The following is a 23,708-nucleotide window of genomic DNA, read 5'->3' as shown; positions in this document are numbered from 1 at the left end:
CCCCACGCCTTATCAAAATATAATCTTATATATCTTTCAACTTATTATGATGCAAGTGTCTACACTAAATTGTTAGACAAGCATAAAATAAATTGAGTCTAATAATAAAGGAAAAATAAATATGCAAAACCGTTACATGCTTACAGTCAAACTCACCTCATTTAATGGGACAACGCTGACTGGCATTACTATAGAAGGTTTCACGCTGACAGCGAACGTCACGTTAAGAACAACCTATCATCAAGCAATTCTCAATCGCTTTCCCCATCAGGACCCAGTTCGCCCCTAGTCGTGAACTATAACGTAGCCGTCAAATCTGGCAGAAGATCTGCTATCTTGAATGCCGTGACGCAACTCGCGAATGCTGGGGTAAGCGCGCAGGTCCGTCTGGATTCCTGTAACAATACCGTGGCATCCTTCCGTCCCGTTCCCTCAATAATATAAGTCAGATACCCGTCACAATAGGATAACGACTGTGACGGGTACGAAGCTGTTCGAGTGAATAGCCCTCAAATTTGTCCCCATCCCATTTCCCTTCACTCCTTGAATATTTTTTCAAAACCAATACATACTATTTTCAAGCCGCCGTATCCACGGCTAATACTTCTTTCTTTTGTTACAGCAGAAGCAGGTAGATTCGTCACTTATCTGCTTTCTCTGTATATTTTTTAAAATATCGAAAAGACTACCTACAAGCTGTTTGAACTAGCAGCTTCACTCTTCTTGTAATGGGAAAGCAATTTATCACAATTAGCTAACTCATTCGACTCACTGGCAGACAACCAAAATTGTTGTCTGCTTTTTGTATGGAATTTTTCATTTTGCATATACTACTTTTGAGCCTGTTTACCAATGCAAGCCATTTTGGTGTTTTGAATTCCGACTAAGCTTTTTTGTTGCATAAATTATTACATCTTTGACAACACTGGTTAAAAGTGCGTTTTCTGGTTATTCGTAGTTCTAGTCCAGAATAATTTTTCTCCTATAAAGGACAGTAGGTACGACTGCTCGTCCTTTTTTACTTATATCGCATACTCTCCCTTTTGACAGCTATGAACCACATTGCCCTCTTCATCGAAGTAAGCAATTTCCCAATAAGGGTGGCAGTTGTACGCTTCTATTTCCCCATCGAACAAATTAGTTTTCCAGTTTCCAACGATTGTACCCCACTTGCCAGCTACATTTACTCGCATACCCATGTAAGCAAAATGTAGATTTCGGTGGTTCTGCACTTTCTTGAAAGCTTTTTCCGCGTTGTACATCTGCTTGATGTCAAAAACACCTTCGTTCTCGCACTTTACAAACTTCATGAATTCTGTCATTGGCATTTGATATCTCTTTAACTTTAAGGGTATATTCTCATGTCTTACCCAATATGCAAGAAGATGCAGTGAAAACATTCGCGAAGAGTATATTTTGATATGTGTTTGCAAACACATATCAAAATGCTCAAAAGCATTGATTTAAAGGCATCTATAGCACATTGAAATAAAACATTACATATTAAACTCATATAATTTTAGTGCACCTTTTTTGAGATTGGAATATATTTTGTAAAATATGCTCCAACTAGCAATAATACGATTGAAAATAACCAAGTAAAAATACCACCAAAATGAAACCAATATGCAAACAAATTTAAGATTGCAATTAAAAAGCAACAACTAGAAGTTAATGCACTTTTTAATCCTTTTATCCCTGATTTTTTTCTTTTTTGATAAGTTATATACATCGAAACGACTAAAAATAAGATAAGAACAAATGGTAACATGGCTTGTAGCAATATCAACCCCTCCTGTCTATTTCCGCCCCCTCCATTTTACCACATTATTCCTTTTATTCTTTAGGAATCAACTCACTTTTCTCTTCAAAAATCAGTATATTCACTATTTTCAAAGTTCACATTCACTTGAGAAAACGGAAGGCTTTCTCCAACTTTCAATGAGTGCCACTCGTTGAAAAGTGGCGATCCGAAGCAAATATTCAATGTACGATCCTGTAAATCAAATAATACAGAATGCAAAGTCCCAAACCACTCTTCATAATTATGCACCGTCACCCCTGCAGGATATTCTTCTTCTACCAATCCTTTTAAAGATTCCATACTCACCTGTTCATTTCGGTTTAAATGCTCATGTAAAATGTGATATCTCTTCGTAGATTGCTCTAGTCTCCTGTTATTTAATTTTTGAATGGATGAACTAACCGCATGATTAGTTGATACGATAAAGCCTTGACTGTCTTCTTTAGTTGTTGTTGATTTAAAACCATCAAAAATCCCTATATGTGCCGCTTTTAAAGGATCAGCTACAATTATATTAATGTTACTTGCAATTGGCATTTCTTCTATTAATATCTTAGCCTCCTGCACATTTTGACATTTCTCCAATAATACCCGAATTACCGCAAAACATTGCAAACCATTTACCATCGGCTTTCTTAAACCATCAATATTCCCTACAGGTTGACCACATGCCGAAAATGTAACAGATAACCCATGCTCGTTAATTCCTTCTGTTCGTCCAAAATATTGAGTAGAAAAGCCACTATGTGCATATGCACCTTCAACATGCGTCGAGCAAAAACGCATATCATCTATTCTCGGTGATAAATCATAATTTCTTAATACATATGTATGCTCTGAATCAGTTTTTCTAGGTAATACTGCACAATGACTACAACCTGCTTTTAATAGTGTTTGATAATAATACATCATATTTCTAGAAGGGATTTTCAATACTTCGCAAAACCCTTCAATTTCTTCATTAATTCCTGGACAATATTGTTTTAGTACTTTTCTAGATTCTGTCCAATGGCTATCTGATATTAAATTTTCTTGCTGCATAAATTGTGGAATGAGATACGGATGATTTTTCACAAACTCCCCTTGCTGTTTTCCAACTTCATAATGACTTCCTTTTAGCGATGAAAAGTACCCCTTTACTTGATACACCATAATCTCCCCCTCACATTGAATATATTCCATATCATACCAAAACACTTTTGTTCATTCTTGATGTTTTTTGCTATTTCCCCCATCACAACCACGGTTTTCCTTTTCAAAAGGCATTATTTACTGTCTAGTTAAAACCTTGTTAAGATTACCGTAAGAATAGACTTTTAATAGGTTGTAAAAATAAGTTCAACATTACAAAACTAGATTTAATAATATCAAATGGATAATACTCTACATTGAAACTTCTTATTTGCGATCAACTATTTATTGAAACGAGCAAACTTGTATTTATAGGATTGCAAATAGCCACATTTTACAATTAATGAATAAATTTTTTACTCATCCATTTTCAGGGCAAAAGGAGTATATATTAATGTGTAATAGCAAACCAATTGATGAATTAACTATTGAGGACCTGAAACAAAACCCAATATGGGAATGGGCAATAGATGAAGCGGAAAATGAAGAGTGCGATGAAACGTGGGTAAAACCAGTGGAAACAATAAATTTTACAGAAGAATTAAACGGTTCAATAGTACTTGGCGAATTAATAATACATAATGATGAGAAATTCCCTATGATGTGTAGTATTGATATTGAAAATAATGAGGTATTAATTAGTTCCATTGTTTTTATAACGAAAAAGAAGATGAGTATATTGCTATAGAAGATGTAATGAAAAAGGTTGAAATGCCTTTATCACTTAATATTAATCTCACAATTAACGGAGAGCCTAGATTTTTAAAATTCTCTGCAGATAAAGTTGATATTTATAAAAACACTATAAAAACTAACTTAAATTAAATTTTAATTGAAGTAAGAGGAAAATACTCATTAAGTAAAAAACAGGAAACCATTATAATTAACGGTTTCCCAAATATCCTTCTATTTTCAATATTTATATAAATCCATACTAAATAATCCCATTTTCCACCAATGTCTCTGCGATTTGAACTGAGTTCCAAGCAGCACCTTTTAATAAATTATCAGAAACGATCCAAAGATGGAATCCTTTTGCTGTATCAGGATCTTTACGTATTCTACCTACAAATGTATCTCTTTTACCCTCTGCATATAATGGCGTTGGATAAATTTGTTCACTAGGATTATCTTGTAAAATAACACCTGGTGCATTCAGTAGTACTTCTTTAATTTCTGCAACGGTCGCTTCTTTTTCAAGTTCAATATAAACTGATTCAGAATGCCCCGATACAACTGGAACTCTGACGCAAGTAGCTGCCATTTTCAGATTTGGATCTTCTAAAATTTTCTTCGTCTCTTGAATCATCTTTACTTCTTCGAATGTGAAATCATTGTCTGTAAATATATCCACTTGCGGCAATACATTAAATGCAATTGGATAATGTTTTTTATCTTTTTTCACTGGTAATATAGTGCTCTTCACTTCTTCACCTGTAAGCATTGACTTAGCTTGTTCTTTTAATTCATGAATCGCATGAATTCCTGAGCCTGATACGGCTTGATACGTTGAAACAATAATTCGTTCTAAACCAAATGATTTTCGAATTGGCTGAAGAGCTGTTACCATCTGTAGTGCTGAGCAATTCGGAACTGCAATGATCCTTTTATGTTCCCTTAAAGTATGTGCATTTACTTCTGGAACGACGAGTGGTACATCGTGTGCCATTCGGTATTCACTTGTGTTGTCAATTACGATTGTACCACTAGAAACTGCATGATTTACATATTGTCTAGAAACTTCTCCCCCAGCGCTAAAAAAGGCAATGTCTACACCTTCAAAACTAGTTGATTTTGCCTCTTGTATTTTAATCTCTCGTCCTTTAAATTGTACTATCTTACCAGCAGATCGTTTTGACGAGAGTAATGTAATTTCTTCTATATTAAATTTCGTTACTCTCTCTAACAATGCAATGATTTTTTGCCCTACTGCGCCTGTAGCTCCAACTACAGCTACATGATAGCTCTTTTCACTCATTTTTTCTCCTCCATTTTCAATTGAATGAATTTCTCCACAACTTAATTTTAAAAGAAATTTAATGATTTGAAAAATTGAAATACATGATATAATCATTCACAAATCATGATAATAAAAGAGGTATCATTTATGGAAATGAGACATGTTAAAACATTTTGTGCCATTGTTAAATATGGTAGCTTTTCTAAAGCTGCTCATGCATTAGGTTATGCGCAATCTACTGTGACAGCCCATATTAAAGCGTTAGAGAACGATTTAAACATTCCCCTATTCGATCGATTAGGAAAAAAAATACTTCTTACAAAAGCAGGTCATCAATTTCATCCGTATGCATTAGAATTACTTACTATTTATGATAAAGCGCAAGAAATCCCTCAAAACAGTGACCATTTAGAAGGAACATTGGCTATTACATCTAATGAATCATTGGCAGTGTATCGGTTACCACAATTATTACGTACTTACAAACAGGAAAATCCGAAAGTAAATATCGTACTTGAGACAAATACCAATGAGCAAGCATTGAAAAAATTACATGAAGGAGAAACCGATGTTATCTTCATAATTGGAGAAAGTATAGAGCATAATGATTTTATTACGTGCAATTTATGTAATGAAACATTTGGATGGATTTTCCCTGCTCATTTCCCTTCAAACACTGATCCACTCCTTTTATTACAAGATACTCAATTTATATTTACAGAACAAAGCTGTGGCTATAGACCAATGGTAGATCGTTTTTTACGTCAAAGCGGAAGAAATCCTAATAAAACATTTGAGACTTCCAATGTTGAAGTCATTAAACAATCCGTTATGTGTGAGTTAGGAATTTCTATTCTCCCTTACATCGTTGTACAAGAAAGTAATCAAAAAGAACAACTCTGTTTTCAGCCCATCGAAACTCCAGCCGTCATTCAAAGCCACGTAATCTATCATAAATCTAGATGGATATCCCCAGTTTTGCAATCGTTTCTTACATTATTAGAGAGAATAGAAAAGTAAGCGAGTAATAACAAAAATGAGTAACTGCTCTAAAAAGCAATTACTCATTTTTATTAAAACATTTGTGTTCATAACAATACAGGTGTTTCAAAATCAATATGTATATTATTTATTAGCTTGTACCTCACCTGCAATTAATTTACTACCTGAATATGTACCTTTTTGTATAAAAACTTGATTAATTAATTCTTTTTGCTCCTTTTCTGACATTACTCCTTTCCCTTCTCCTAAATTCCCACTTTGTAATTTCCAAATCTTGTTGTGGTCTACATCAACCTTTTCATATTTTCCTTGTTTCCATCGTTCTAAAATATCCACATATGTACTTTTTTGTGCAACATCATTACTATTTATAATTTCAAGTAAACTTTCAATACGTTCTTGTGTAATAAAAATATAGCCCCATTTTTGATCAGCTTTCGTTTTTTGATGTGCCATTTCATGTAGTGCTGTCTGTATGTTCTCATCTGTCCACTTAAAATTTTTATTAAAACCACTATTCGGTAATGAATGATTGCCATTTTCTAAAAGCTTTGCATCTTCAGTTTTTACATTACTATCAGCTAGCACTTCTACTGCCGGAGCGGCTGGTGATGCCTTTTTCGCAGCTGGTTTACTATTATTCAGATAATACAGCATACCATACGTTACACCTACCCCGATTACCGCCATACCAGCTATAATTCCTATGATTTTAAATAATGTTTTCATCTTGCTTGTTTCCTCCCAAATATCTCTGTTCTTACTACCTCATTATTTCTTATATAAAACAGTTCCTTCATTCAAAATAGTTCATCCCATCCCCTATCATATTATTTATATATATTTCCTTATATTGTATTTCTTTTTTCGTGAAATTGAAAGATTATTCTGTTAAAAAATAAAGATATTCTACAAAATTTCCCTTTATATTTATATGGAAACAAAAAAACAACGAGCGCCTTCTAAAACACTCGTTGTTTTTACTTTATGCACGATTTTCTTTTAACCACTTCGTAATAACATCTAACCTCGAAACATCAAAACGTCTTTCTTCACATACTTTTAAGCTGTTTAAACTTTTCACAATTTCTAATTCATTCGACTTTATACTTTTTGCTTCAATCAATTTACAGTACCCGTCTGTGACGGTATTGAGATTTTCATAATAACGCTGAAATGCTTTAGATATATGTAAATGTTTTTCAAAGTTTCTTCTTTTTTTCGTCCCATCAGACTCTTTCCGTTTTCTAAGCTCTTCATCACTTGTATATAAATAAAAATATTGATCTGGAAAACCAATTTCTCTATTTATCATCTTTTCTTTATAAAAGTTTTCTATTAAAGATAACGGCTGATTAAATATATCAAAATGAAAACACCAATTATAACTAAGTGGCTGATATATATCCCCATCGAGTATTACTAATTCATATTGCTGCGACTTCTGCACTGCTATATTCCAGCGCTCTACTTGTTTTTCAAAATACCATGTTCTATGTTCATTTTTTGGTCTTTCAAATAAAAAATTCACTTCAGGTATAATGAATGCTCCATAATTGTTTTCTAGTTCACGGCATGTGCTACTCTTACCAACAGCACTCGCTCCCTCAAACGCTATAATCCCCATAGTTTCTCCCACTTTCATTAACTAAAATCTCGTTGTTTCGCTCTTCTCCCCCATAACTGTCTCCATAAAACGATTGAAGCGATAGAAAGCATTATTGTTGTAATGATACTACCTTCAATACCAAATGAGCCTCCATGAAGGACTTCATTGCCATTTGTTACAGGTTTAAATAGTGGTGTTGAATATATCGTCATGCCACTAACTGCAAAACCATAGACATTATATTGTGCCCAATTCCAAATGGAATGCCATGCACAAATCCCCCAAAGACTACTGTCCTTTAATACGTAAAAAGCTGCAAATACACCAACTAATATTATATTCGATATTGAAAGGATTGTAATACCAGGATTAAGTAAATGCAGAAAACCAAATAAAAAGGACGTCACTATAATCCCAACCCATATACGACTTCTAACAGAAATAACTGGAAATAACCAGCCTCGTACAATAATTTCTTCCGTTGCACCTTGTATTAAAAAAGCAATTAAAGATCCTACAATACCAAATATGGCGGTTGCCGTAATTTGTTGCATTTGTAGTTTTACAATCCCTGTTAATATAAGCACAATTACTGGTATTGAAATGAAGACAAATCCTATTAACGCACCTCTCAAATACTTTCTCATCCATTGCACTTTCCAAAAACCAATGGATGAAAATGACCTTTTCTCTACAAACCTAATCCATAAAAAAATAAAAAATATAGCCCCACCAAACGTAAATATCATCTCAATATTATTATAAATTGCCTTTACAAATGATGTATCCGCTTTCGGTAAAAACAGCATAAACAACATGAAAAATTCACCTAAAGTTAAAAATACAATTGCAAGTATAACAGCGAAAATAGGATGAACTTTTCTTCTTCCTTCTTTTGCTGCTTCAATTATTTTAAATTGTTTATTTAGCAATATTCTATCCTCCTTATTATTGTAATCATCTGTATTCTTAAAATATATATCGTTTCCCTTAAACATATTTTTTAAAATAAATGATTTCTGTTTGGAATAAATTCAGATTAGGAATAATATATAAATAAAAGAGATGTCTTCGTGTCTTTTACCAGTATCACCCAATTCATTCACTGATATTACCAGCACTTGCTATTTCCCACCATTTGTTGTAGGATAGTAATTAAGGTCAATTTAGCACTATATTTTCTTTGCATATTATCAAGTATCAATCAGGAATGTTTTGTACTCCTTATGGATTTTTGATAATATGTGAACTTTTATTTTCAATCGAATAAGGCCGATCATATTGTAATCTTTTTAAATTTTAGGAGGCATTACCATGACATTAACAGGTAAAGTAAAATGGTTTAACAGCGAAAAAGGTTTCGGTTTCATCGAAGTTGCAGACGGTAGCGACGTATTCGTTCACTTCTCAGCTATCACTGGCGACGGCTTCAAATCTCTTGACGAAGGTCAAGAAGTTAGCTTCGAAGTTGAAGACGGTAACCGTGGACCTCAAGCTAAAAACGTTGTAAAGCTATAATTCAATCAATAAAAAGGTTGTTACCAGCTCGGTTAACAACCTTTTTAATATATAACTAAAAATTTTTACATAAAAGGAGTGGTTACATGTATCGCAATCGAAAGAACGATGTAGCAGAAGTACCACCAGAACAAACCCCTGTTTGGGAATGTGAATCAGAGGATTGTTTAGGATGGATGAGAAAGAACTTTTCATTTGAAGAAGAGCCTAAATGCCCTTTATGTAAAAGTAGTATGAAAAGCGGAGAACGTTTATTACCTAAAATAGGTTGATTTTTACAAGCCCCTCTTATTTTAAATAAGAGGGGCTTTTTTATTAATAATGAATATCCTCTACATCTGTTCGTACAATAGAATACATTAATGCATCGTGTTGTTTATTTCCTTGATGAATGTATCCACGTAACAGCCCTTCTTGTTGAAAACCTAATTTAGATAACATATTACACGAAGTTATATTTTCAGGATATGTAATAGCTCCAATTCTAAATAAGCCTAAATCTCGAAATCCATAAGTAATAATTTCTCGAGCAGCTTCAGAAGCATAACCATTCCCCCAATAACGAGGATGCAAATCATATCCAATCTCTGAGCGTTTACTCCAAAGTTGTAAATTATTTAATCCAATTGTTCCTACTAAATTATTTGTGTCTTTTAATACAATCCCCCAACGCATTGCCTTTTTCTCAAAGTAATTTTTTGAAAAAGATTCAATCATACGTGAAGCTTGTCCAAACTCAGTAAAAGAATTCATACCGTAATAACACGTTACCTCATCTAATGAGAATATTTCATATATTTTTTGACAATAAGATTGTTCTATTTCAACTAAGCGCAAGCGTTCTGTTTCTAACATAGGAAATACCATAGGATCACTCCTTTCTCTCTACTCATTTATTATAGCAGAAAAAGTATTTATAATTAGGAAAGTCCTTAATGTCCCACAAATCAAATATTTCTAGCGATGTTTATCCTCTTAATAATATATAACTTCGTTGTATTTATTAATTCCCCTCTAAAAACCACCCCTAATTTATACCTTCTCATGTTAAAATATAGAAAAACAGTAAATATTTCTTACGGAGGTGCTTAAACTTTATGTATATTTTCATTGGCTTATCCCTCTTGCTCATTTTACTCATTTTTTTATTCGCAAAAAAATTCACACCAAACTCATTTATGATGACAAGTTTTAAAGGAAATAGCTTTAAGACATTTTCAGTTGGTATATTAATCGCTGCTACACTCTCTCTTTCATACGGAATGTATCACGCAGCAACATATCAACCTAGATATTTAGATATTAAATTGCAAAATCAAAATTTCACTGTTTTTGGTAATGTTGGTGAGTTTGGTTATTTCTCAGAAGAATTACTAAAAAAAGATGCAGAAGTTGAACTGTATTTTGTCTCTTGGGAAACAATACAATTAAATAATCCAGAAATAATAGTAGACTACCCTTCAGGCAAACAGGAAACATGGAAGCCTAATATAACATTAATTCCTACAAATAAATTAAAAGAAAAACATAGTATTAAAGAACTTTATCGGCTCTCACCGTATTCATTTGAAGAATCTGGAAAAATAACATTAACTATTAAAGAGAATAAAGCCAATCATAAAAAGATTGTAATTAATGTTAAATAATCATAAATAAAATGTCCCTCCATTATGTTGGAGGGACATTTTATTTACATATGTATTCAATATTATTATTTTGACTGTTCATTCAATGTCGTAATTATTTCATTGGCAGTATTCTTTCCGTTTCCAATACAAGCACCAATTCCTACACCGTAATATGAAGCACCAGCTAAGTATACATTAGGATAAAGCACGGCCAATTTTTCTTGTAATGATTGAACAGCTTGATTATGTTCTAAATGATATTTCGGCATTAAATCTTTCCAATTTGTAACTTCAATTACTTCCGGTTCACCTTTAATTCCGAGGCTCTTTTCAATATCATATAAAGCAACTCGTACTAATTCTTCTTCACTATAACTTTTGATCGTTTCATATACTGGATTAGTGCTCTTATAAAACATTCTTACTAATAGCTTTTGTTTACCAGATGTATGTTTCCACTTCCTGCTTGTCCATGTGCAAGCATCACAATGTAAATCACTGTTTTCCGTTACGATAAAACCTGTGCCGTCAGCCGGTAGTTGTTCATCCAGTATGTCAAAACCTAAGTAAATACTTATAAGCGATGAATTTTTAAATTTATTAAAATGCTCATTTAACTCATTAGACTGTAATAACGTTTGTGCGATATCATGTGGAGCTGCTAAAACGACATAATCAGCTTGTATTGTCTCATGATTTGCAAAAGAAACCTCATACCGATCCCCTTTTTTACTTATCACTGTTGTTACAGCACCTTTATTAATGACAGTCTCCGTCAGCACTTCTTCTAAGCGATTAATAATCGTAGATAGTCCACTTTTAAATGATACAAACTTTTTATTTCCTGCTGACTGAAATTGTTTTTTATTCTCTTCAAAACCTTTAATAATACTTCCATATTTATTTTTATACTCAAGTAAATATGGTAACGTAGATGCCATTGTAAGCTCATTCAATTTACCAGAATATACACCTGAAAGCACAGGTGCAATTTGTCTTTCCACTAATTCTTTCCCTAAAAAGCTTTCTAAAAATACAGCAAGTGATGTATCCTTTGTAAACTCCTTATTTTTCGTAATAAAATCTTTTAAAGCAACGATTTTCCCTTTTTTTGAGACTAGCGTACTGCTAAATAATGATTCAACACTCATAGGAATCCCAAATATAGTGTCAGCAGGAATTGGATGTAATATGTTATCAGAGTATATGTAAGAAATACCTGTTTCGTTATATACCATTTCATTTTCTAAATTTAAATCTTTTACAAGCGGCAAAACATGTTCATTACGAGCTACAATAGAATCTGCTCCAGATTCCATAATAAAATCATTTTCTTCCACACTGTGGATTTTACCACCTAAATACTCTTCTTTCTCAATAAGGATTAAATTTAAATCTATATTATAATCCTTCTTTAATTTTTCTAAATAAAACATAGTAGAAAGTCCAGTAATACCTCCACCGATGACAACGACTGTTTTCATATTTGCTGCGCCCCTAACCGATACAATTAATAATTCCTTTATTATTATAACCAAAAATTATCATAGTCGACTAGCAGCTTGCGCATTCTGTAAGAAATTAGACAATATATATGAATATATTTTAGGCTGATCATTATGCACTAAATGACCTGCAAACGGAATAACAGCAATATGTATATTGTTATTTAATTGTTTAAACGTTGTAGCGGCTGTAACTTCATCTGCTGAATCTCCCCCAACAATACACAGTGTAGGTACTTGAAGATTAGCTACATCACCTGTTTCATGAAATGGGTACCACTCCTTAACTTGCCACGATTTCAGCAACCCTTTCCAATCACTTTTTACATGAATTTGATTCATATAAGTTACAACTTCTTCATTTTCCATCAACTGTTGATGACACTTTACTTCATACTCCTGAGACTCTTCCCAATTATCTCGCTCAATAGGAAAGATACCTGAAAAAGTTAATGTCCTCACTTTATCTGGATATTTTTTCGCAAATAATAAAGCGGCTATCCCCCCTAGTGAAACACCCGCTATATGACAACTATTAATTTGCAAATGTTCTAGTGTATCATTCAAATCATCAGCAGAGCAAAGAAAATAATTATCTAATGTACCTCCTGATTCTCCATGTCCCCTCAAATCAGGACGAATTACTTTATATTGTTTTTCTGTAAAAAATTCTACCTGTTCTTCAAACTCTACTAAACCTGTCATACCACCAGAATGTAAAAGCACAATTGGTTCCCCTTCACCTGAAATATGCGTATGTAGTATCATTTATCCCTCTCCTTTAAACCTGAATATTCTATTTATTGATAGTATATCGAATATATTTCTAAATTACCAAATAAAAAAGAACTATAACATATTCAACTCACGTCATAGTTCTTTCTATTTTAAAAACATAAACCAGTTTATTAATTTGTCAATTTCTTGGCTGAGTGCTATTACTTTTTCATGTTGAAGTCCATAATTTGAGACTAGATTCAATAATTCTTCTTTTTTCAATTCAATTATTTTTTCTAACTTCACTAATTCCATGTCGTCTTTATTCGCTCCAATTTCAAAATATATGTATTTTAGTATAGCCTACTTACATAATAAGTAAAAGTCTCATGCTAATGTAAAATCTTACATATTTGAAAAAACAACATACTACTAAGAAAAAAAGAGACTTAAACTAAGCCTATTATTACAGGTCATTATAATTTTCTACCATTTTTTATAAATATGTTAGTTTATGAATGTGTACCATTTACTATTAATTTAAAGTTAGACACTTTTACTCATTAATAATACAACAGAATTTCTCAAATGTTTTATCTTTATATTCTGGAACCCTTGTTAAGTGATCAAAATAACTATATGAAAATTTAAATATGTGCCCAAAATCCCAATTAAATTCGCTGTAGTCTTTAAGCCAGAATGCATTATCTAGCGGAAGTGTATCAACTTGTTTTGCTTTTGTAAGAGGTAAACGATCTACAGTAGAATTCAATATTATTTGGGCATTCGGCATTAAATTGCGACTTTTTCTAAGTACATAAACTAGCTTTAATAGTGGTTTTATTCCTCGTTGAAATAATTCTATATGCCCTAAGTCATATAATATATTAATCGCATGTGAGAAGGTAAGCATATGACCAATTAAATCGTGATGTGATTCTGCCTTATATATAACACTGAATTCAGATAATTCATTTAAAATAAATCCAGATAATTGCTTCGGGTTTTTAATTTCGCTTTGAATCTCCTCATTATTTATAATTAGTTGCTTTACTTCTTTAGTTGTAAAACCAATCCAAGATCTACCGGGAATTGTTTTTTGAAACGATAATATAAGGTTTGCTATATTATTAATATCTTGCTCACTCCCCCAATGACTTAACTCCTTAATGGCTAGTAAACTTAAAGAAGCGTAAATTACATTATGACCAACCCAATGGAGTTCATCAATCGTTTGTTCCAAAGATTTAATTATCGTTTCTTCAGCACTTTGATAATCGACACCTTGTTTATTATCAATTGTTTCGCCTAACCTTTGCTTATGGAGCATCATTTTCGCTTGAGAATAAATGTTACAGGCAGTTTTTTCATCAATGTTATTGTTTTTCGTAAAAAAATAACTAGCAATGGCAGCTGCTCCGAAATGTACATGCCAAATATCATTTGTTTCTTTTTTACATTGAGATATAATTGAAAGCCCATCTTTTAATACACTTATATTTTCCATCTCTCTTATCCCCTCTAAACCCTAATAAAAATGGTTTTTTAGCATCTACAAAGTCGGCAAAAAGCCAGGTGAAAACTCTTGAAAAGTTTCCTCCTTTACAGTTATAAATTAAAATTGCCCCTGTCGCTCAACATGAATTAAATTTGCTTCTAATAATATTTTGAGATGATACTTATTCATCCCTAATGCAGTCTCAATCTTCCACAATTGTGTTTGTTTTGATTATGAAATAAATAACGAACAATCTCTCGTTTTACTCCTGCCAAAGCCTTAAAAATTTTCACTCTTTGTTTATCTGAATTATTTGGTTTGATAGTCATGGAAATATCTTATTTTTTTGTCAAATCTCTCATCTTCTTAAACATACAAAGTGAAAATCAAATGTGTATGTATTTATAGATAGTTGTTTTATTATACACGCGAATCTTTATGTAATTGATACTTTCTATTATGTTACCACTTAGTATGTATCCTTAAGCTACTTCCTTAGCTTAACGAAGGTGTTAATACAAATAAGATGTGATTCATTTCATCACTCTTATTCAAAAATCTATGTTTCACGTTCGGTGGAATACGCACAACATCTCCTTCTTCTAAAAAATATTCATTCCCTTCCAATTCCACATACACTTCCCCTTTCATTACAACTGCAATTTCTTCCTTATCTTCGTGGGAATAGTGACTTTCTGTTGTATTTGCATATCCGTTTAAATCCATCATTAACATTTCAATGCGAGCTTTCATAAAATCTGGTGTTAACACATCATAAACAATATGATCATTATTTTCTCGATATACTTTTTTCCGATCTTTCTTCTTAGAAATAAGTGAGTCTGTATCGATATCATTAATAAAAAGAGTAAACAGCGGTACATTTAATGCTTTCGCTATTAATTCCAATACATTTAAAGAAGGATTGGCATGTCCTCTTTCAATTTGACTAATAAGTGAAGTACTGATTCCTGCATAATCAGCAAATTCACGAATTTTCATATTATTTTTCTTACGATAACTTAAAACAGTTTGACCTAGCCGATAATGAATCATTGTTACAACTTCCTTTCGTCCATCATAATACATCTTTTGTCCCTTTTGTGCTGACATACTAAACAGTGGCAATTAATCCTTCCTTATTTCATCTTAGGCTTATATACTAACTTTTGTACATTATATTATATACAGTTCATTATAATAAACAACCAATCGGAGGGACAAACTTTGAAATCACCTATTCTTTCATATTTCATCTTATTTTTCGGCGTGTTCGCCTTATCTACTTCAGCTATCTTCGTAAAAATAGCCGATGCCCCTGCAGCAATCACTGCTTTTTATCGATTATTGTTTGCTACGGTAATTCTTTTACCGTTTCTAATATTTAATACAAACAATCGAAGCGAACTTCGCTCATTATCAAAAAAGCAATGGGGATTTGGACTCTTATCTGGATTATTTCTAGCAGCTCATTATGTACTATGGTTTGAATCATTACAGTATACTTCCATAGCAAGTTCTACAGTTATCGTAACGTTGCAACCTTTATTTTCAATGGTCGGTGGTTATTTTTTATTTAAGGAACGGTTTACGAAAGGTGCGATTATAGGCTGCCTTATTGCAATTTCAGGAAGTATCGTGATTGGATGGCAAGATTTTCAAATTAGTGGCGAGGCTTTATACGGCGATATTTTAGCTTTTATTGCTGCTGGCGTCATAACAGCTTACTTTTTCATTAGTCAATATGTTCGTAAAGACCTATCCCTAATACCGTACTCGGTAATTAGTTATGGCAGTAGTTCACTCTTTCTCGGTATATTTGCTTACACACAGCAGTCATCTTTCTTCAATTACACTGCACAAACATGGTGGTCCTTTATAGGTCTTGCATTCATTGCAACGATTTTAGGACAAACAATTTTTAATTGGTTATTAAAATGGATGAGCGCTACTGTTATCTCGATGAGTATTTTAGGAGAGACAATTGGAACTTGTATTTTAGCCTATTTCATTTTAGATGAAACAATTTCTTTACAGCAAGGACTAGGAATTCTACTTATTTTCATTGGATTAGCATTATTTTTATTACAACCGAAACAATCAAATCACAATTTATAAAGTGAAACTTTAATCAGTGGGGGTTTTGTTCATCCCCCGCTGATTATTAGCCTTCACCAATAGGGCGTTTACGGACAGTTTTTCTCCCTCATAACTTCTTTGATCCAGCCAAATTTTGAGATGGGAGTTTTACTGCCGACAAATAGCGGGATAAACAAGAAAAGCATGACATTAGTTTGCCATGCTTTCCTTGTTTATTTATTATTGCGGAGATTGTTCCACCTGCTTTTGCTTTAGCCTTTGCTCCAATACATGAATCATAAAGAGGAAATGCTCTGCCTCTCTTGTAACATGATCAGCAAGCAATGGATTTATGACATTTCGAATTTGGCATGTTTGAATTAACTCTAATCCTGCTTTTTTGAAATTCCTTAACTCAACAGTAGCATTTTCACTATCTTTATTCATTTTTCCTATAATCGGATATGTCGGTTCTTTTTGATATAACATCGATTCAACATCTCTAGCTTGATTAAGAAGAATTTCAAAATCATCTCCAAATTTCAACGCTGTATGAACAAGATTTCTCTCCGATTGATCCAGTAATGAAGCAATAAAACGTGAGTGTTCCATCATAATTCGTAACCAGAAAACATTCTCGCTAATAATCACATCTTGAATAGGATCCATCTTGCCTTCATTAAACTTTTGAAGTGTCCGCATAAAATATTCCGCTTCTCGTGCAACATGATCCACTAAAAGTGGAAAATTAAACCCTTTCACTTTACAATTGATGATTAAAATTAGTAAGTTTCTTTTATAATTACGAAAAGCATACACTAACTGAATGCTCTCTTCATTTAATTGCCTTCCGCTTGAACAGTTTGTGGAATAGTAAATGCTTTTTGCAGCTGCCTATCAAACTGATTATAAAACTGTTCTACTTGCTGAATTAAATTTTTATCGTTACGATTAAACCCCTCAAACAAAGCATGCTCTTTCATAATACGTAACCAAAATCTATTTTCAGTTATAGATCGTTCAATAAATAATTGTTCTGTTAATGATTCAGATGGAGCTGCTTTCAATTCCGGTGGCAACAGCATAGCTCGCTGTGGGTCCATAATAAAATGTCCAGGAATAGGTTGGTCTGTCGACATTACAATCACTCCTTGTTCCTTGAATGCTCAATTATACTATGTATGAAAATAAATAAAATTTAAATATACTTATGCAATCGTTTTTTCAAGGTTTTTGAAATTTCCACATATGCATTCCCCTTGCACATAGAAATAGATTCTATTAAGTCATATGCTTTCCGGATTGAGATGATTCCTAATGCTTCATCCTTTAAAACATCCTTTAAATAAAAATTGTTCTTTATTTTTAATAAACTGAAAAAAGCATGGCGTCCTTTTGCCATACTTTTTTCAAAACAAATCGATATTTCTGTTCAATTTACACCCCTATTTATTATGTACAATCAAACCATTTGGTCTAAAACGACTCATCATGATTTCGTTAACAAAATTCCCATGAGCCTTCAAATTCCCAACCTTTACACCCTCTTCGATAAATCCAAATTTTTCATATAATACTTTGGCTCTAGGATTCGTTTCTAATACACCAAGTTCCACTCGTTCTAACATTAGCCAATTATCAGCTAAATCAAGCATTTTTGTAAGAAGTGCTTTTCCAATTCCTTTATTGTGATACTCACTATCTACTCCGATGAATAAATCACCCGAGTGAGATCTTCGCCCTGGACTTTGGGTTAAACCGACAAATCCAACAACTTCTCCATCATATTCTGCTACAAATTCAAATTGATTCTGTGCTAAATTTCGAATTCTATTCTCCATTGCATCTACACGCATACTAGGTAAGAAAACCATATAAGGTAAAACATCATCTTGTATGCATATACGATGAATTGCTCTAGCATCTTGTATTTCTACTGCTCTAACGTTAATCTCCATCTTTCTCCCCTCCATTCAAACATTCATATTCTAATATCCCATATTAAAATCCTGCCAACCCTTATTTCTTTGTGTTATTTTTATATAATTATTTCGATATAATATTCGCTTTTTGAACATCATCTCTTATATTCCCTCTCGTTCAAAATGAAAAAATCACTTAGAATATGCTAAGTGATTTTTTATTTAATTTTTCACCCTATTATACAACTCAAGCAGTTCTTCTACTGAAATACCATTTATTTTCATACCGGTAATATCACAATTTTCTATTTCAATATTTTTCAGATTACTACTACGTATTGTAGTACTTTCCAAATCACATCTATCAAATGAAATAGGATCTTTATCCCCTCCAAGGCTTGTATCTCTAAATTGAACTCCACCTAAAGTCACAAAATTAAATTTACTGCCAGAAATATTTAAATCTGCATATGAGGAATTTCTAAAATTAATATTTCTAAAGGTTGATTGACTTATATTACAATTACTCATATTCATATGCATTATATTACTACCAACAAATGCACTATTTTTTAAATTTACTTGATAATATTCTGTATTAACCAAATTACAGTTTTCGTATTGACCATTTTTCATATCTTTATTTTTAATTAGGTTCTCTCCAACTGCATCTACATTTTTTCTTTTTACATAGCAATACTCATCTTCAGATTTAAAAATTATTTCATAGCCCATTTTTTTATAAAAATGATGATTATTAATTTGTCTACTAGATGTTTCAAGATCCCAAATCCTTATGTTCGGAAATTTTTCTTCTATTAACTTAATAACCCGCGATCCAATTCCTTTTCCTTGAAGAAAAGGCTCTACAAAAATACGATCGATTCTTCCGTACGATTTACCAGAGATCGTAACTATAATTCCCCCGATTACTTTTTCATCCATTATCACTTTGTAAGTATCCAATTCTTCAATTGAATATTTCATCATTTCAACTGAAGAATATCCTGGCGGTTGAATGTTATAATCAATTACATCGCCTTGGCCGTATAACCATCGCTTTGCTTCTTCATCAAATGTTCTTTTCATTATTTCTGTTAACTTTTCAGCATCTAAAATTGTAGCTTTTTCTATAGATATTATTGTCATTTTTGTTTTCCCCTTCATTGTTATAAACCGATAACTTTTGTGAACGATATAGTTATTAATTTACTTTTGTCTTTAATATTTTTCCCATTATTACATATGGGGCATCACTTTTACTTGGGTGAAATGGCTCTAATACATCCACCCAATCCAATCTTTTATATAAAGAACGCGCTTTTTCATTGTTTATTTGTGTTGTTAAAATACTCGTTCTATTTGAAATCCCTTCTAATAATTCATTATGTAATTTCCTTCCAAGACCTTCATTTCGATATTGTGGGTGAACTGCTAACTCTACAAATTCAAAACAATCTTGTAACCATTCGTCTGCTTGTTCTAGATTTAACGCTTCTCTCATTAATTGATTATAGTACTGCCCTTCTAATGAGCGATAACCATAAGTAAAACCAACTACCTCATTTTCATCATTTATTGCTACTATACCTTTAAAATCTGCATATTCTATATGTCTTTTCATTCTCTCAATCATTTCAGTAAAATTTGTTTTCTCAAATGCTTTACAATACAATTTTGCCATATTATTAATTAGGATTTCATCTTTTTCAATACGTATGAATTTCACTTTACCTTCCCCCTATTAAAACATTTGAACCCTTAAATAATTATAAAATAAAGAAATTTAAAACTAATCACTCTCTTTACTATTAAACTACAAATCAACCTATATTTTCCACTGTTACTTAATATGAATGAATAAAAAGAAGAGAACATGTAATATACATATGTTCTCTTCTTTTTATTTTAACGCTTATTCATTTTCAATTTTATATAATTAATAATTAGATATTACTTAAGCCACTCGTTACAAGTATTAGCTAGCTCCTGTAAATCCTCTATAAATCGACTCGCATGATATCCATCACAAACCGCATGATGTACTTGCAATGAAACAGGTAGCATAACCCTGCTTCCATCATTGAAATATTTCCCACAAGTAATAATTGGTAATAAAGAATCACCATCATTATTAATATTTAAATTAAATCCTGTAAAACTAGTCCAAGGTATACCAGAAATCGGAAAAATATTTGGCGGAATATTTTCTTTCGTGAAGAAACCATGAACATTAGCATAACATCTCATATCCTCTTCATAGTTTTTATAGAAAATGTGGAAATCGCTAGAATAATCCGTCCATATACTTGAAAAAGATTTATCATCTTTATGAAAGATTGTATAACTAGGTATCATTTCCTCCCAATACCCTAAAACTCCTTCATCATTAAAACATGTTCGAAATTCTGTATGTTTATTTATCACTCTAGAAATTACATAAATAAAAGTCGGATAAAATTTAATTTCCTTTTGATGTATTTCCTCTAGCATCATCGTAATATCAACATTCGCTGTCATACTAAACGAACACTTTAATTTTAAATAATGTTCAAAATACTGCTCTCTATTCCAATTTTCTCTGTCAATTACATGAAACTTCATTTTAATAGCCTCCTAAAATTTTATTTTTATTTTAGAAGGCTAACTTTCTTGTTTTCACCACACTTGTTCACTCCTTACAGTTTAAATTTAATACTAAGCTTTTTATTTAACTATATAACATCTGCAGAAATTCGTTCACATATTTCTGGAAATCCATCCACATACTATTAATAAATCAAATGACGTTTGGAGGATTCAAACATGAATGACAAAAATGTAAATAAAAAAGAAAATGTTATCGAAAACACTACATCTATTCAAAATAATAATACTGCAAATCTTAATATCGAAGAACAAGCAATGAACGGCTTATATGGAATGCCCGAAACAACCATTGAAGATGCTGATCACGTTGTAACTGATGATTTGACTTCAAAAAATTAATGAACTACATAGAGAAGAGCCAAGGAAAATATCCTTGGCTCTTCTCTATTATATATCCAATTTTTTTACTTCTTCTCTCTTTTTAGAAAGTTTCCCTGGCCAAAAAGCAAAGCGTCCTAAAACGACTGTAATCGCAGGTACAAGCAGTGGTCTTACAATAAATGTATCTAGCAATACACCGATTGCTGTCACAATACCGAATTGAACTAAAACTTGAATTGGCAATGTACCTAATACTGCAAATGTTCCTGCTAAAATTAAACCTGCGGATGTAATTACACTACCTGTTTGTATAACACCATTTTTAACTGATTCTAAATGATTTTGTTTCTTTTTATTCTTCCATATTTCTGAAACCATAAAGATATTATAATCTTCCCCTAAGGCAACTAAAAATACGAATGCATATAACGGTATCGCACCTTGTATCGCGGGAGCTCCCATACCGAAATGCAGTAAAATCCAGCCTGCTCCTAATGCAGAGAAGAAAGATAAAACGACAGTTACAATTAAGTAAATCATCGCAACGATTGAACGTAAATACACGAGTAAAAGTAAAGCGATGATACTAATCATAACCGGAATAATAACCGCTTCATCCCGTTCAGTAATTTGCTTTGTATCATATAAGGAAGCTGTTTCTCCGCCAATCCATAAATGATTCTCAGCTTGACTAATTCCTTCATCTTTTAATACCTTTTCTACACTATTTTTCAATTTAGGGATTTGATCTAATGCTTCAATTGAGTATGGGTTTTCCACTAAAGAAACTTCATACATTTGCAATTGATTATTTTCTTTTCCCTTCATTGGCTCTTTCACTTTATTAACAAAAGATAATTTCTCTATTTCTTGTTTAATAGGTAAATCTTTTCCCTTTGAATCAACTACAATCTTTACTGGCGCTAATTCTCCAGCTGAAAAATGATCCGTAATTAATGTAAATCCTTCGCGTGATGGCATATCTTTCGGGAATGATTCTAATAAGTCGTACGTGTATTGAATACGCGGTACAAATGAAGCCAAGCCTCCTAATAAAAATACGGTTAGCATAATAATTGTCCACGGTTTACGTACAACAATATCCCCAAGTTTTTTACTAAAGAACCCTTTAGTATTTTTTACTTTTACTACTTTCTTTTTCTTTCTTGCAAACTCTTCATTCATTTCAGCTGTTCTCGGTATGAACGGGAAAAATGCAACTCTACCGAAAATTAATAATAATGCTGGAAGAATCGTTAAAGCAGCGATTCCCATAATGAAAACAGCCACACTAAATGGAACTGCGAATCGATGAAAAGCTCCATAATGAGCAAGTAATAACGTTCCTAACCCTAATACTACAGTAAGTGCACTCATTATAATTGCTCCACCTGATGCTTTTATCGCAAGTTGCAATGCTTTATACTTACTTTCTTCTTCTAGCAAGTACTCTTTATATCTTGAAATAAGAAATAAACAATAGTCCGTTCCTGCTCCAAACAGTAAGACAGTCATAATCGATATAGCCTGTGCATCTACTTTAATCCATCCATTGTCTGCTAAAAAGCCCAGTGTCGGACTGATAATTCCGTATGCAAAACCAACAACGAGTAAAGGTAAAATTGCTAAAATTGGTGAACGGTACAGTAAAATTAATAAAACCAATACTAGTAGTACAGTAGCAACTAATAATTTCACATCAGCTTGACTAAATAAACTTACCGCATCCGTTTGAATACCTACAGGTCCAGATAATCGAGCATGTAAACCAGAGTCGGTAATTTTTTGTTTGAACGGATCTTCATCCACTTTACTATTCACTATTTTTCGTAACTCTTCTAAATTACCTTTTAATATATCCGTTCCAGCAGATTTATTAAAAAATATTGGTGTGACAAATGATGTACCATCTTTTGATGCACTTTTTGATAATACTTGCTCTGGAATTGTATCAAATGGTGGTAACAATGATTGTTCTTTTAAAGGGTCCGTTTTTAACTCTTTATAAACGTCCTGTATTAATTTGTAGTCTTTTGACTCTAATCCACCATCCCGATGCCATACAACTAACAACGGGTTTCCTGCATTATTAGGAAATTCTTTTTTCATAAGTGCTTCAGCTTGCTGTGACATAGCTGTTTCAGGTAAATTTTTCGGATTTGGTTCTTTCGTACTGTTTACTTGTGGTAACGTAAATGAAAGTACTAATGTAATAAGAATCCATACCGATAAAGTTATCCATTGCGTATTCTTCCCTGCTACAAGCCTCCCTAACATATGTAACGGGTGCTTTTTCATAAAACCCCACCTTCCTTTTTTCCTCCAATATTAATTATATATACTGGTCGGTTAATTAATCAAGAAT

25 protein-coding genes and 3 pseudogenes are annotated in these 23,708 nt (G+C 32.4%); 9 read left to right on the top strand and 19 right to left on the bottom strand.

Translation table 11 applies throughout. The features are described from left to right. Positions 1–1,022 precede the first annotated feature (1,022 nt). Positions 1,023–1,262 (bottom strand): hypothetical protein, encoded by a 240-nt coding sequence (locus QCI77_RS12080; protein WP_353825806.1) that lies wholly within the window; start codon positions 1,260–1,262, stop codon positions 1,023–1,025. A gap of 68 nt (positions 1,263–1,330) precedes the next feature. Here QCI77_RS12080 and QCI77_RS30930 point away from each other — a divergent pair. After that, positions 1,331–1,420, top strand: a pseudogene (locus QCI77_RS30930) (tyrosine-type recombinase/integrase); the annotation flags it as partial. Positions 1,421–1,519: 99 nt separating this feature from the next. Here the strand turns inward: QCI77_RS30930 and QCI77_RS12070 are convergent. Both QCI77_RS12070 and QCI77_RS12065 read right to left on the bottom strand, forming a co-directional pair. Next, positions 1,520–1,783 carry a hypothetical protein gene (locus QCI77_RS12070; protein ID WP_113768944.1) on the bottom strand — a complete coding sequence of 88 codons (264 nt, stop codon included), beginning with the start codon at positions 1,781–1,783 and terminating at the stop codon, positions 1,520–1,522. A 53-nt stretch (positions 1,784–1,836) separates the two neighbouring features. Beyond that, a pseudogene (locus QCI77_RS12065) lies at positions 1,837–2,953 on the bottom strand (C45 family autoproteolytic acyltransferase/hydrolase). A gap of 376 nt (positions 2,954–3,329) precedes the next feature. On the opposite strand from QCI77_RS12065, the gene QCI77_RS12060 reads away from it, so the two are divergent. Further along, positions 3,330–3,623: a hypothetical protein gene (locus tag QCI77_RS12060; protein ID WP_002168401.1), complete on the top strand. Its 294-nt coding sequence runs from the start codon at positions 3,330–3,332 to the stop codon at positions 3,621–3,623. An 8-nt stretch (positions 3,624–3,631) separates the two neighbouring features. Continuing rightward, positions 3,632–3,760, top strand: coding sequence for a hypothetical protein (locus QCI77_RS12055; protein WP_255220432.1), 129 nt, complete (start codon positions 3,632–3,634; stop codon positions 3,758–3,760). 109 nt (positions 3,761–3,869) lie between these two features. On the opposite strand, the gene QCI77_RS12050 is transcribed toward QCI77_RS12055, so the two are convergent. After that, positions 3,870–4,913 carry an aspartate-semialdehyde dehydrogenase gene (locus QCI77_RS12050; protein WP_113768943.1) on the bottom strand — a complete coding sequence of 348 codons (1,044 nt, stop codon included), beginning with the start codon at positions 4,911–4,913 and terminating at the stop codon, positions 3,870–3,872. A gap of 129 nt (positions 4,914–5,042) precedes the next feature. Between QCI77_RS12050 and QCI77_RS12045 the strand changes: the two genes are divergently transcribed. Then, the gene (locus QCI77_RS12045; protein WP_002127351.1) at positions 5,043–5,915 is read left to right on the top strand and encodes a LysR family transcriptional regulator; all 873 of its coding nucleotides are present in this window, start codon (positions 5,043–5,045) and stop codon (positions 5,913–5,915) included. Between the two features lie 105 nt (positions 5,916–6,020). Here QCI77_RS12045 and QCI77_RS12040 read toward each other — a convergent pair whose 3' ends face one another. The 3 genes from QCI77_RS12040 to QCI77_RS12030 form a co-directional block, all read right to left on the bottom strand. Then, complete coding sequence (locus tag QCI77_RS12040) at positions 6,021–6,626, bottom strand: PRK06770 family protein (protein ID WP_113768942.1); 606 nt, start codon at positions 6,624–6,626, stop codon at positions 6,021–6,023. Positions 6,627–6,882: 256 nt separating this feature from the next. Continuing rightward, a complete protein-coding gene (locus QCI77_RS12035; protein ID WP_061688797.1) occupies positions 6,883–7,524 on the bottom strand; it encodes an AAA family ATPase in 642 nt (213 codons plus the stop codon). 17 nt (positions 7,525–7,541) lie between these two features. Next, positions 7,542–8,438: a CPBP family intramembrane glutamic endopeptidase gene (locus QCI77_RS12030; protein WP_113768941.1), complete on the bottom strand. Its 897-nt coding sequence runs from the start codon at positions 8,436–8,438 to the stop codon at positions 7,542–7,544. Positions 8,439–8,820: 382 nt separating this feature from the next. Between QCI77_RS12030 and cspD the strand changes: the two genes are divergently transcribed. Then, positions 8,821–9,024, top strand: a complete 204-nt coding sequence (gene cspD / locus QCI77_RS12025) for a cold-shock protein CspD (protein WP_002012849.1) — start codon at positions 8,821–8,823, stop codon at positions 9,022–9,024. Between the two features lie 86 nt (positions 9,025–9,110). After that, entirely contained in the window at positions 9,111–9,296 is a 186-nt protein-coding gene (locus QCI77_RS12020) for a cold-shock protein (protein WP_000286202.1), read from the top strand. A gap of 43 nt (positions 9,297–9,339) precedes the next feature. On the opposite strand, the gene QCI77_RS12015 is transcribed toward QCI77_RS12020, so the two are convergent. Then, positions 9,340–9,891, bottom strand: coding sequence for a GNAT family N-acetyltransferase (locus tag QCI77_RS12015; RefSeq protein WP_002031946.1), 552 nt, complete (start codon positions 9,889–9,891; stop codon positions 9,340–9,342). 230 nt (positions 9,892–10,121) lie between these two features. On the opposite strand from QCI77_RS12015, the gene QCI77_RS12010 reads away from it, so the two are divergent. Next, positions 10,122–10,670: a hypothetical protein gene (locus QCI77_RS12010; protein ID WP_002127343.1), complete on the top strand. Its 549-nt coding sequence runs from the start codon at positions 10,122–10,124 to the stop codon at positions 10,668–10,670. 65 nt (positions 10,671–10,735) lie between these two features. Here QCI77_RS12010 and QCI77_RS12005 read toward each other — a convergent pair whose 3' ends face one another. From QCI77_RS12005 to QCI77_RS11985, 5 genes are all read right to left on the bottom strand, one after another. Beyond that, positions 10,736–12,136, bottom strand: coding sequence for a protoporphyrinogen oxidase (locus tag QCI77_RS12005; RefSeq protein ID WP_002031950.1), 1,401 nt, complete (start codon positions 12,134–12,136; stop codon positions 10,736–10,738). Positions 12,137–12,196: 60 nt separating this feature from the next. Continuing rightward, positions 12,197–12,925: an alpha/beta fold hydrolase gene (locus tag QCI77_RS12000; protein ID WP_002141734.1), complete on the bottom strand. Its 729-nt coding sequence runs from the start codon at positions 12,923–12,925 to the stop codon at positions 12,197–12,199. A 114-nt stretch (positions 12,926–13,039) separates the two neighbouring features. Then, positions 13,040–13,189 (bottom strand): aspartyl-phosphate phosphatase Spo0E family protein, encoded by a 150-nt coding sequence (locus QCI77_RS11995; RefSeq protein WP_002012842.1) that lies wholly within the window; start codon positions 13,187–13,189, stop codon positions 13,040–13,042. 241 nt (positions 13,190–13,430) lie between these two features. Then, positions 13,431–14,381 carry a hypothetical protein gene (locus QCI77_RS11990; protein ID WP_113768938.1) on the bottom strand — a complete coding sequence of 317 codons (951 nt, stop codon included), beginning with the start codon at positions 14,379–14,381 and terminating at the stop codon, positions 13,431–13,433. A gap of 486 nt (positions 14,382–14,867) precedes the next feature. Beyond that, positions 14,868–15,485 (bottom strand): helix-turn-helix domain-containing protein, encoded by a 618-nt coding sequence (locus QCI77_RS11985; RefSeq protein WP_353824949.1) that lies wholly within the window; start codon positions 15,483–15,485, stop codon positions 14,868–14,870. Positions 15,486–15,599: 114 nt separating this feature from the next. On the opposite strand from QCI77_RS11985, the gene QCI77_RS11980 reads away from it, so the two are divergent. After that, the gene (locus QCI77_RS11980) at positions 15,600–16,490 is read left to right on the top strand and encodes a DMT family transporter (RefSeq protein ID WP_002168408.1); all 891 of its coding nucleotides are present in this window, start codon (positions 15,600–15,602) and stop codon (positions 16,488–16,490) included. Positions 16,491–16,691: 201 nt separating this feature from the next. Here QCI77_RS11980 and QCI77_RS11975 read toward each other — a convergent pair. The 5 genes and pseudogenes from QCI77_RS11975 to catA form a co-directional block, all read right to left on the bottom strand. Further along, a pseudogene (locus tag QCI77_RS11975) lies at positions 16,692–17,590 on the bottom strand (DUF2935 domain-containing protein). 306 nt (positions 17,591–17,896) lie between these two features. Then, the gene (locus QCI77_RS11970; RefSeq protein WP_002168410.1) at positions 17,897–18,409 is read right to left on the bottom strand and encodes a GNAT family N-acetyltransferase; all 513 of its coding nucleotides are present in this window, start codon (positions 18,407–18,409) and stop codon (positions 17,897–17,899) included. 186 nt (positions 18,410–18,595) lie between these two features. Then, the gene (locus QCI77_RS11965) at positions 18,596–19,540 is read right to left on the bottom strand and encodes a GNAT family N-acetyltransferase (RefSeq protein WP_353824948.1); all 945 of its coding nucleotides are present in this window, start codon (positions 19,538–19,540) and stop codon (positions 18,596–18,598) included. A 37-nt stretch (positions 19,541–19,577) separates the two neighbouring features. Then, positions 19,578–20,102 (bottom strand): GNAT family N-acetyltransferase, encoded by a 525-nt coding sequence (locus tag QCI77_RS11960; protein ID WP_113768936.1) that lies wholly within the window; start codon positions 20,100–20,102, stop codon positions 19,578–19,580. A gap of 224 nt (positions 20,103–20,326) precedes the next feature. After that, positions 20,327–20,977 carry a type A chloramphenicol O-acetyltransferase gene (catA, locus tag QCI77_RS11955; RefSeq protein ID WP_033715754.1) on the bottom strand — a complete coding sequence of 217 codons (651 nt, stop codon included), beginning with the start codon at positions 20,975–20,977 and terminating at the stop codon, positions 20,327–20,329. 201 nt (positions 20,978–21,178) lie between these two features. Between catA and QCI77_RS11950 the strand changes: the two genes are divergently transcribed. Then, a complete protein-coding gene (locus tag QCI77_RS11950; protein WP_002012828.1) occupies positions 21,179–21,361 on the top strand; it encodes a DUF4021 domain-containing protein in 183 nt (60 codons plus the stop codon). A 48-nt stretch (positions 21,362–21,409) separates the two neighbouring features. On the opposite strand, the gene QCI77_RS11945 is transcribed toward QCI77_RS11950, so the two are convergent. Next, complete coding sequence (locus QCI77_RS11945; RefSeq protein WP_113768935.1) at positions 21,410–23,641, bottom strand: MMPL family transporter; 2,232 nt, start codon at positions 23,639–23,641, stop codon at positions 21,410–21,412. Positions 23,642–23,708: the final 67 nt, after the last annotated feature.

Origin of the sequence: Bacillus cereus group sp. MG9 (assembly GCF_040459995.1) — a bacterium.
In the GTDB taxonomy this organism is placed as follows: Bacteria; Bacillota; Bacilli; order Bacillales; family Bacillaceae_G; genus Bacillus_A; species Bacillus_A mycoides.
This window is presented reverse-complemented; position numbering and strand designations above follow the sequence as displayed.

Bases quoted from the DNA above. Each gene is read 5' to 3' on its own strand.
- QCI77_RS12080 (WP_353825806.1), bottom strand. From the start codon at position 1,262: ATGTACAACGCGGAAAAAGCTTTCAAGAAAGTGCAGAACCACCGAAAT.
- QCI77_RS12060 (WP_002168401.1), top strand. From the start codon at position 3,330: ATGTGTAATAGCAAACCAATTGATGAATTAACTATTGAGGACCTGAAA.
- QCI77_RS12055 (WP_255220432.1), top strand. From the start codon at position 3,632: ATGAAAAAGGTTGAAATGCCTTTATCACTTAATATTAATCTCACAATT.
- QCI77_RS12050 (WP_113768943.1), bottom strand. From the start codon at position 4,913: ATGAGTGAAAAGAGCTATCATGTAGCTGTAGTTGGAGCTACAGGCGCA.
- QCI77_RS12045 (WP_002127351.1), top strand. From the start codon at position 5,043: ATGGAAATGAGACATGTTAAAACATTTTGTGCCATTGTTAAATATGGT.
- QCI77_RS12040 (WP_113768942.1), bottom strand. From the start codon at position 6,626: ATGAAAACATTATTTAAAATCATAGGAATTATAGCTGGTATGGCGGTA.
- QCI77_RS12035 (WP_061688797.1), bottom strand. From the start codon at position 7,524: ATGGGGATTATAGCGTTTGAGGGAGCGAGTGCTGTTGGTAAGAGTAGC.
- cspD (WP_002012849.1), top strand. From the start codon at position 8,821: ATGACATTAACAGGTAAAGTAAAATGGTTTAACAGCGAAAAAGGTTTC.
- QCI77_RS12020 (WP_000286202.1), top strand. From the start codon at position 9,111: ATGTATCGCAATCGAAAGAACGATGTAGCAGAAGTACCACCAGAACAA.
- QCI77_RS12015 (WP_002031946.1), bottom strand. From the start codon at position 9,891: ATGGTATTTCCTATGTTAGAAACAGAACGCTTGCGCTTAGTTGAAATA.
- QCI77_RS12010 (WP_002127343.1), top strand. From the start codon at position 10,122: ATGTATATTTTCATTGGCTTATCCCTCTTGCTCATTTTACTCATTTTT.
- QCI77_RS12005 (WP_002031950.1), bottom strand. From the start codon at position 12,136: ATGAAAACAGTCGTTGTCATCGGTGGAGGTATTACTGGACTTTCTACT.
- QCI77_RS12000 (WP_002141734.1), bottom strand. From the start codon at position 12,925: ATGATACTACATACGCATATTTCAGGTGAAGGGGAACCAATTGTGCTT.
- QCI77_RS11995 (WP_002012842.1), bottom strand. From the start codon at position 13,189: ATGGAATTAGTGAAGTTAGAAAAAATAATTGAATTGAAAAAAGAAGAA.
- QCI77_RS11990 (WP_113768938.1), bottom strand. From the start codon at position 14,381: ATGGAAAATATAAGTGTATTAAAAGATGGGCTTTCAATTATATCTCAA.
- QCI77_RS11985 (WP_353824949.1), bottom strand. From the start codon at position 15,485: ATGTCAGCACAAAAGGGACAAAAGATGTATTATGATGGACGAAAGGAA.
- QCI77_RS11970 (WP_002168410.1), bottom strand. From the start codon at position 18,409: ATGGAGATTAACGTTAGAGCAGTAGAAATACAAGATGCTAGAGCAATT.
- QCI77_RS11965 (WP_353824948.1), bottom strand. From the start codon at position 19,540: ATGAAGGGGAAAACAAAAATGACAATAATATCTATAGAAAAAGCTACA.
- catA (WP_033715754.1), bottom strand. From the start codon at position 20,977: ATGAAGTTTCATGTAATTGACAGAGAAAATTGGAATAGAGAGCAGTAT.
- QCI77_RS11950 (WP_002012828.1), top strand. From the start codon at position 21,179: ATGAATGACAAAAATGTAAATAAAAAAGAAAATGTTATCGAAAACACT.
- QCI77_RS11945 (WP_113768935.1), bottom strand. From the start codon at position 23,641: ATGAAAAAGCACCCGTTACATATGTTAGGGAGGCTTGTAGCAGGGAAG.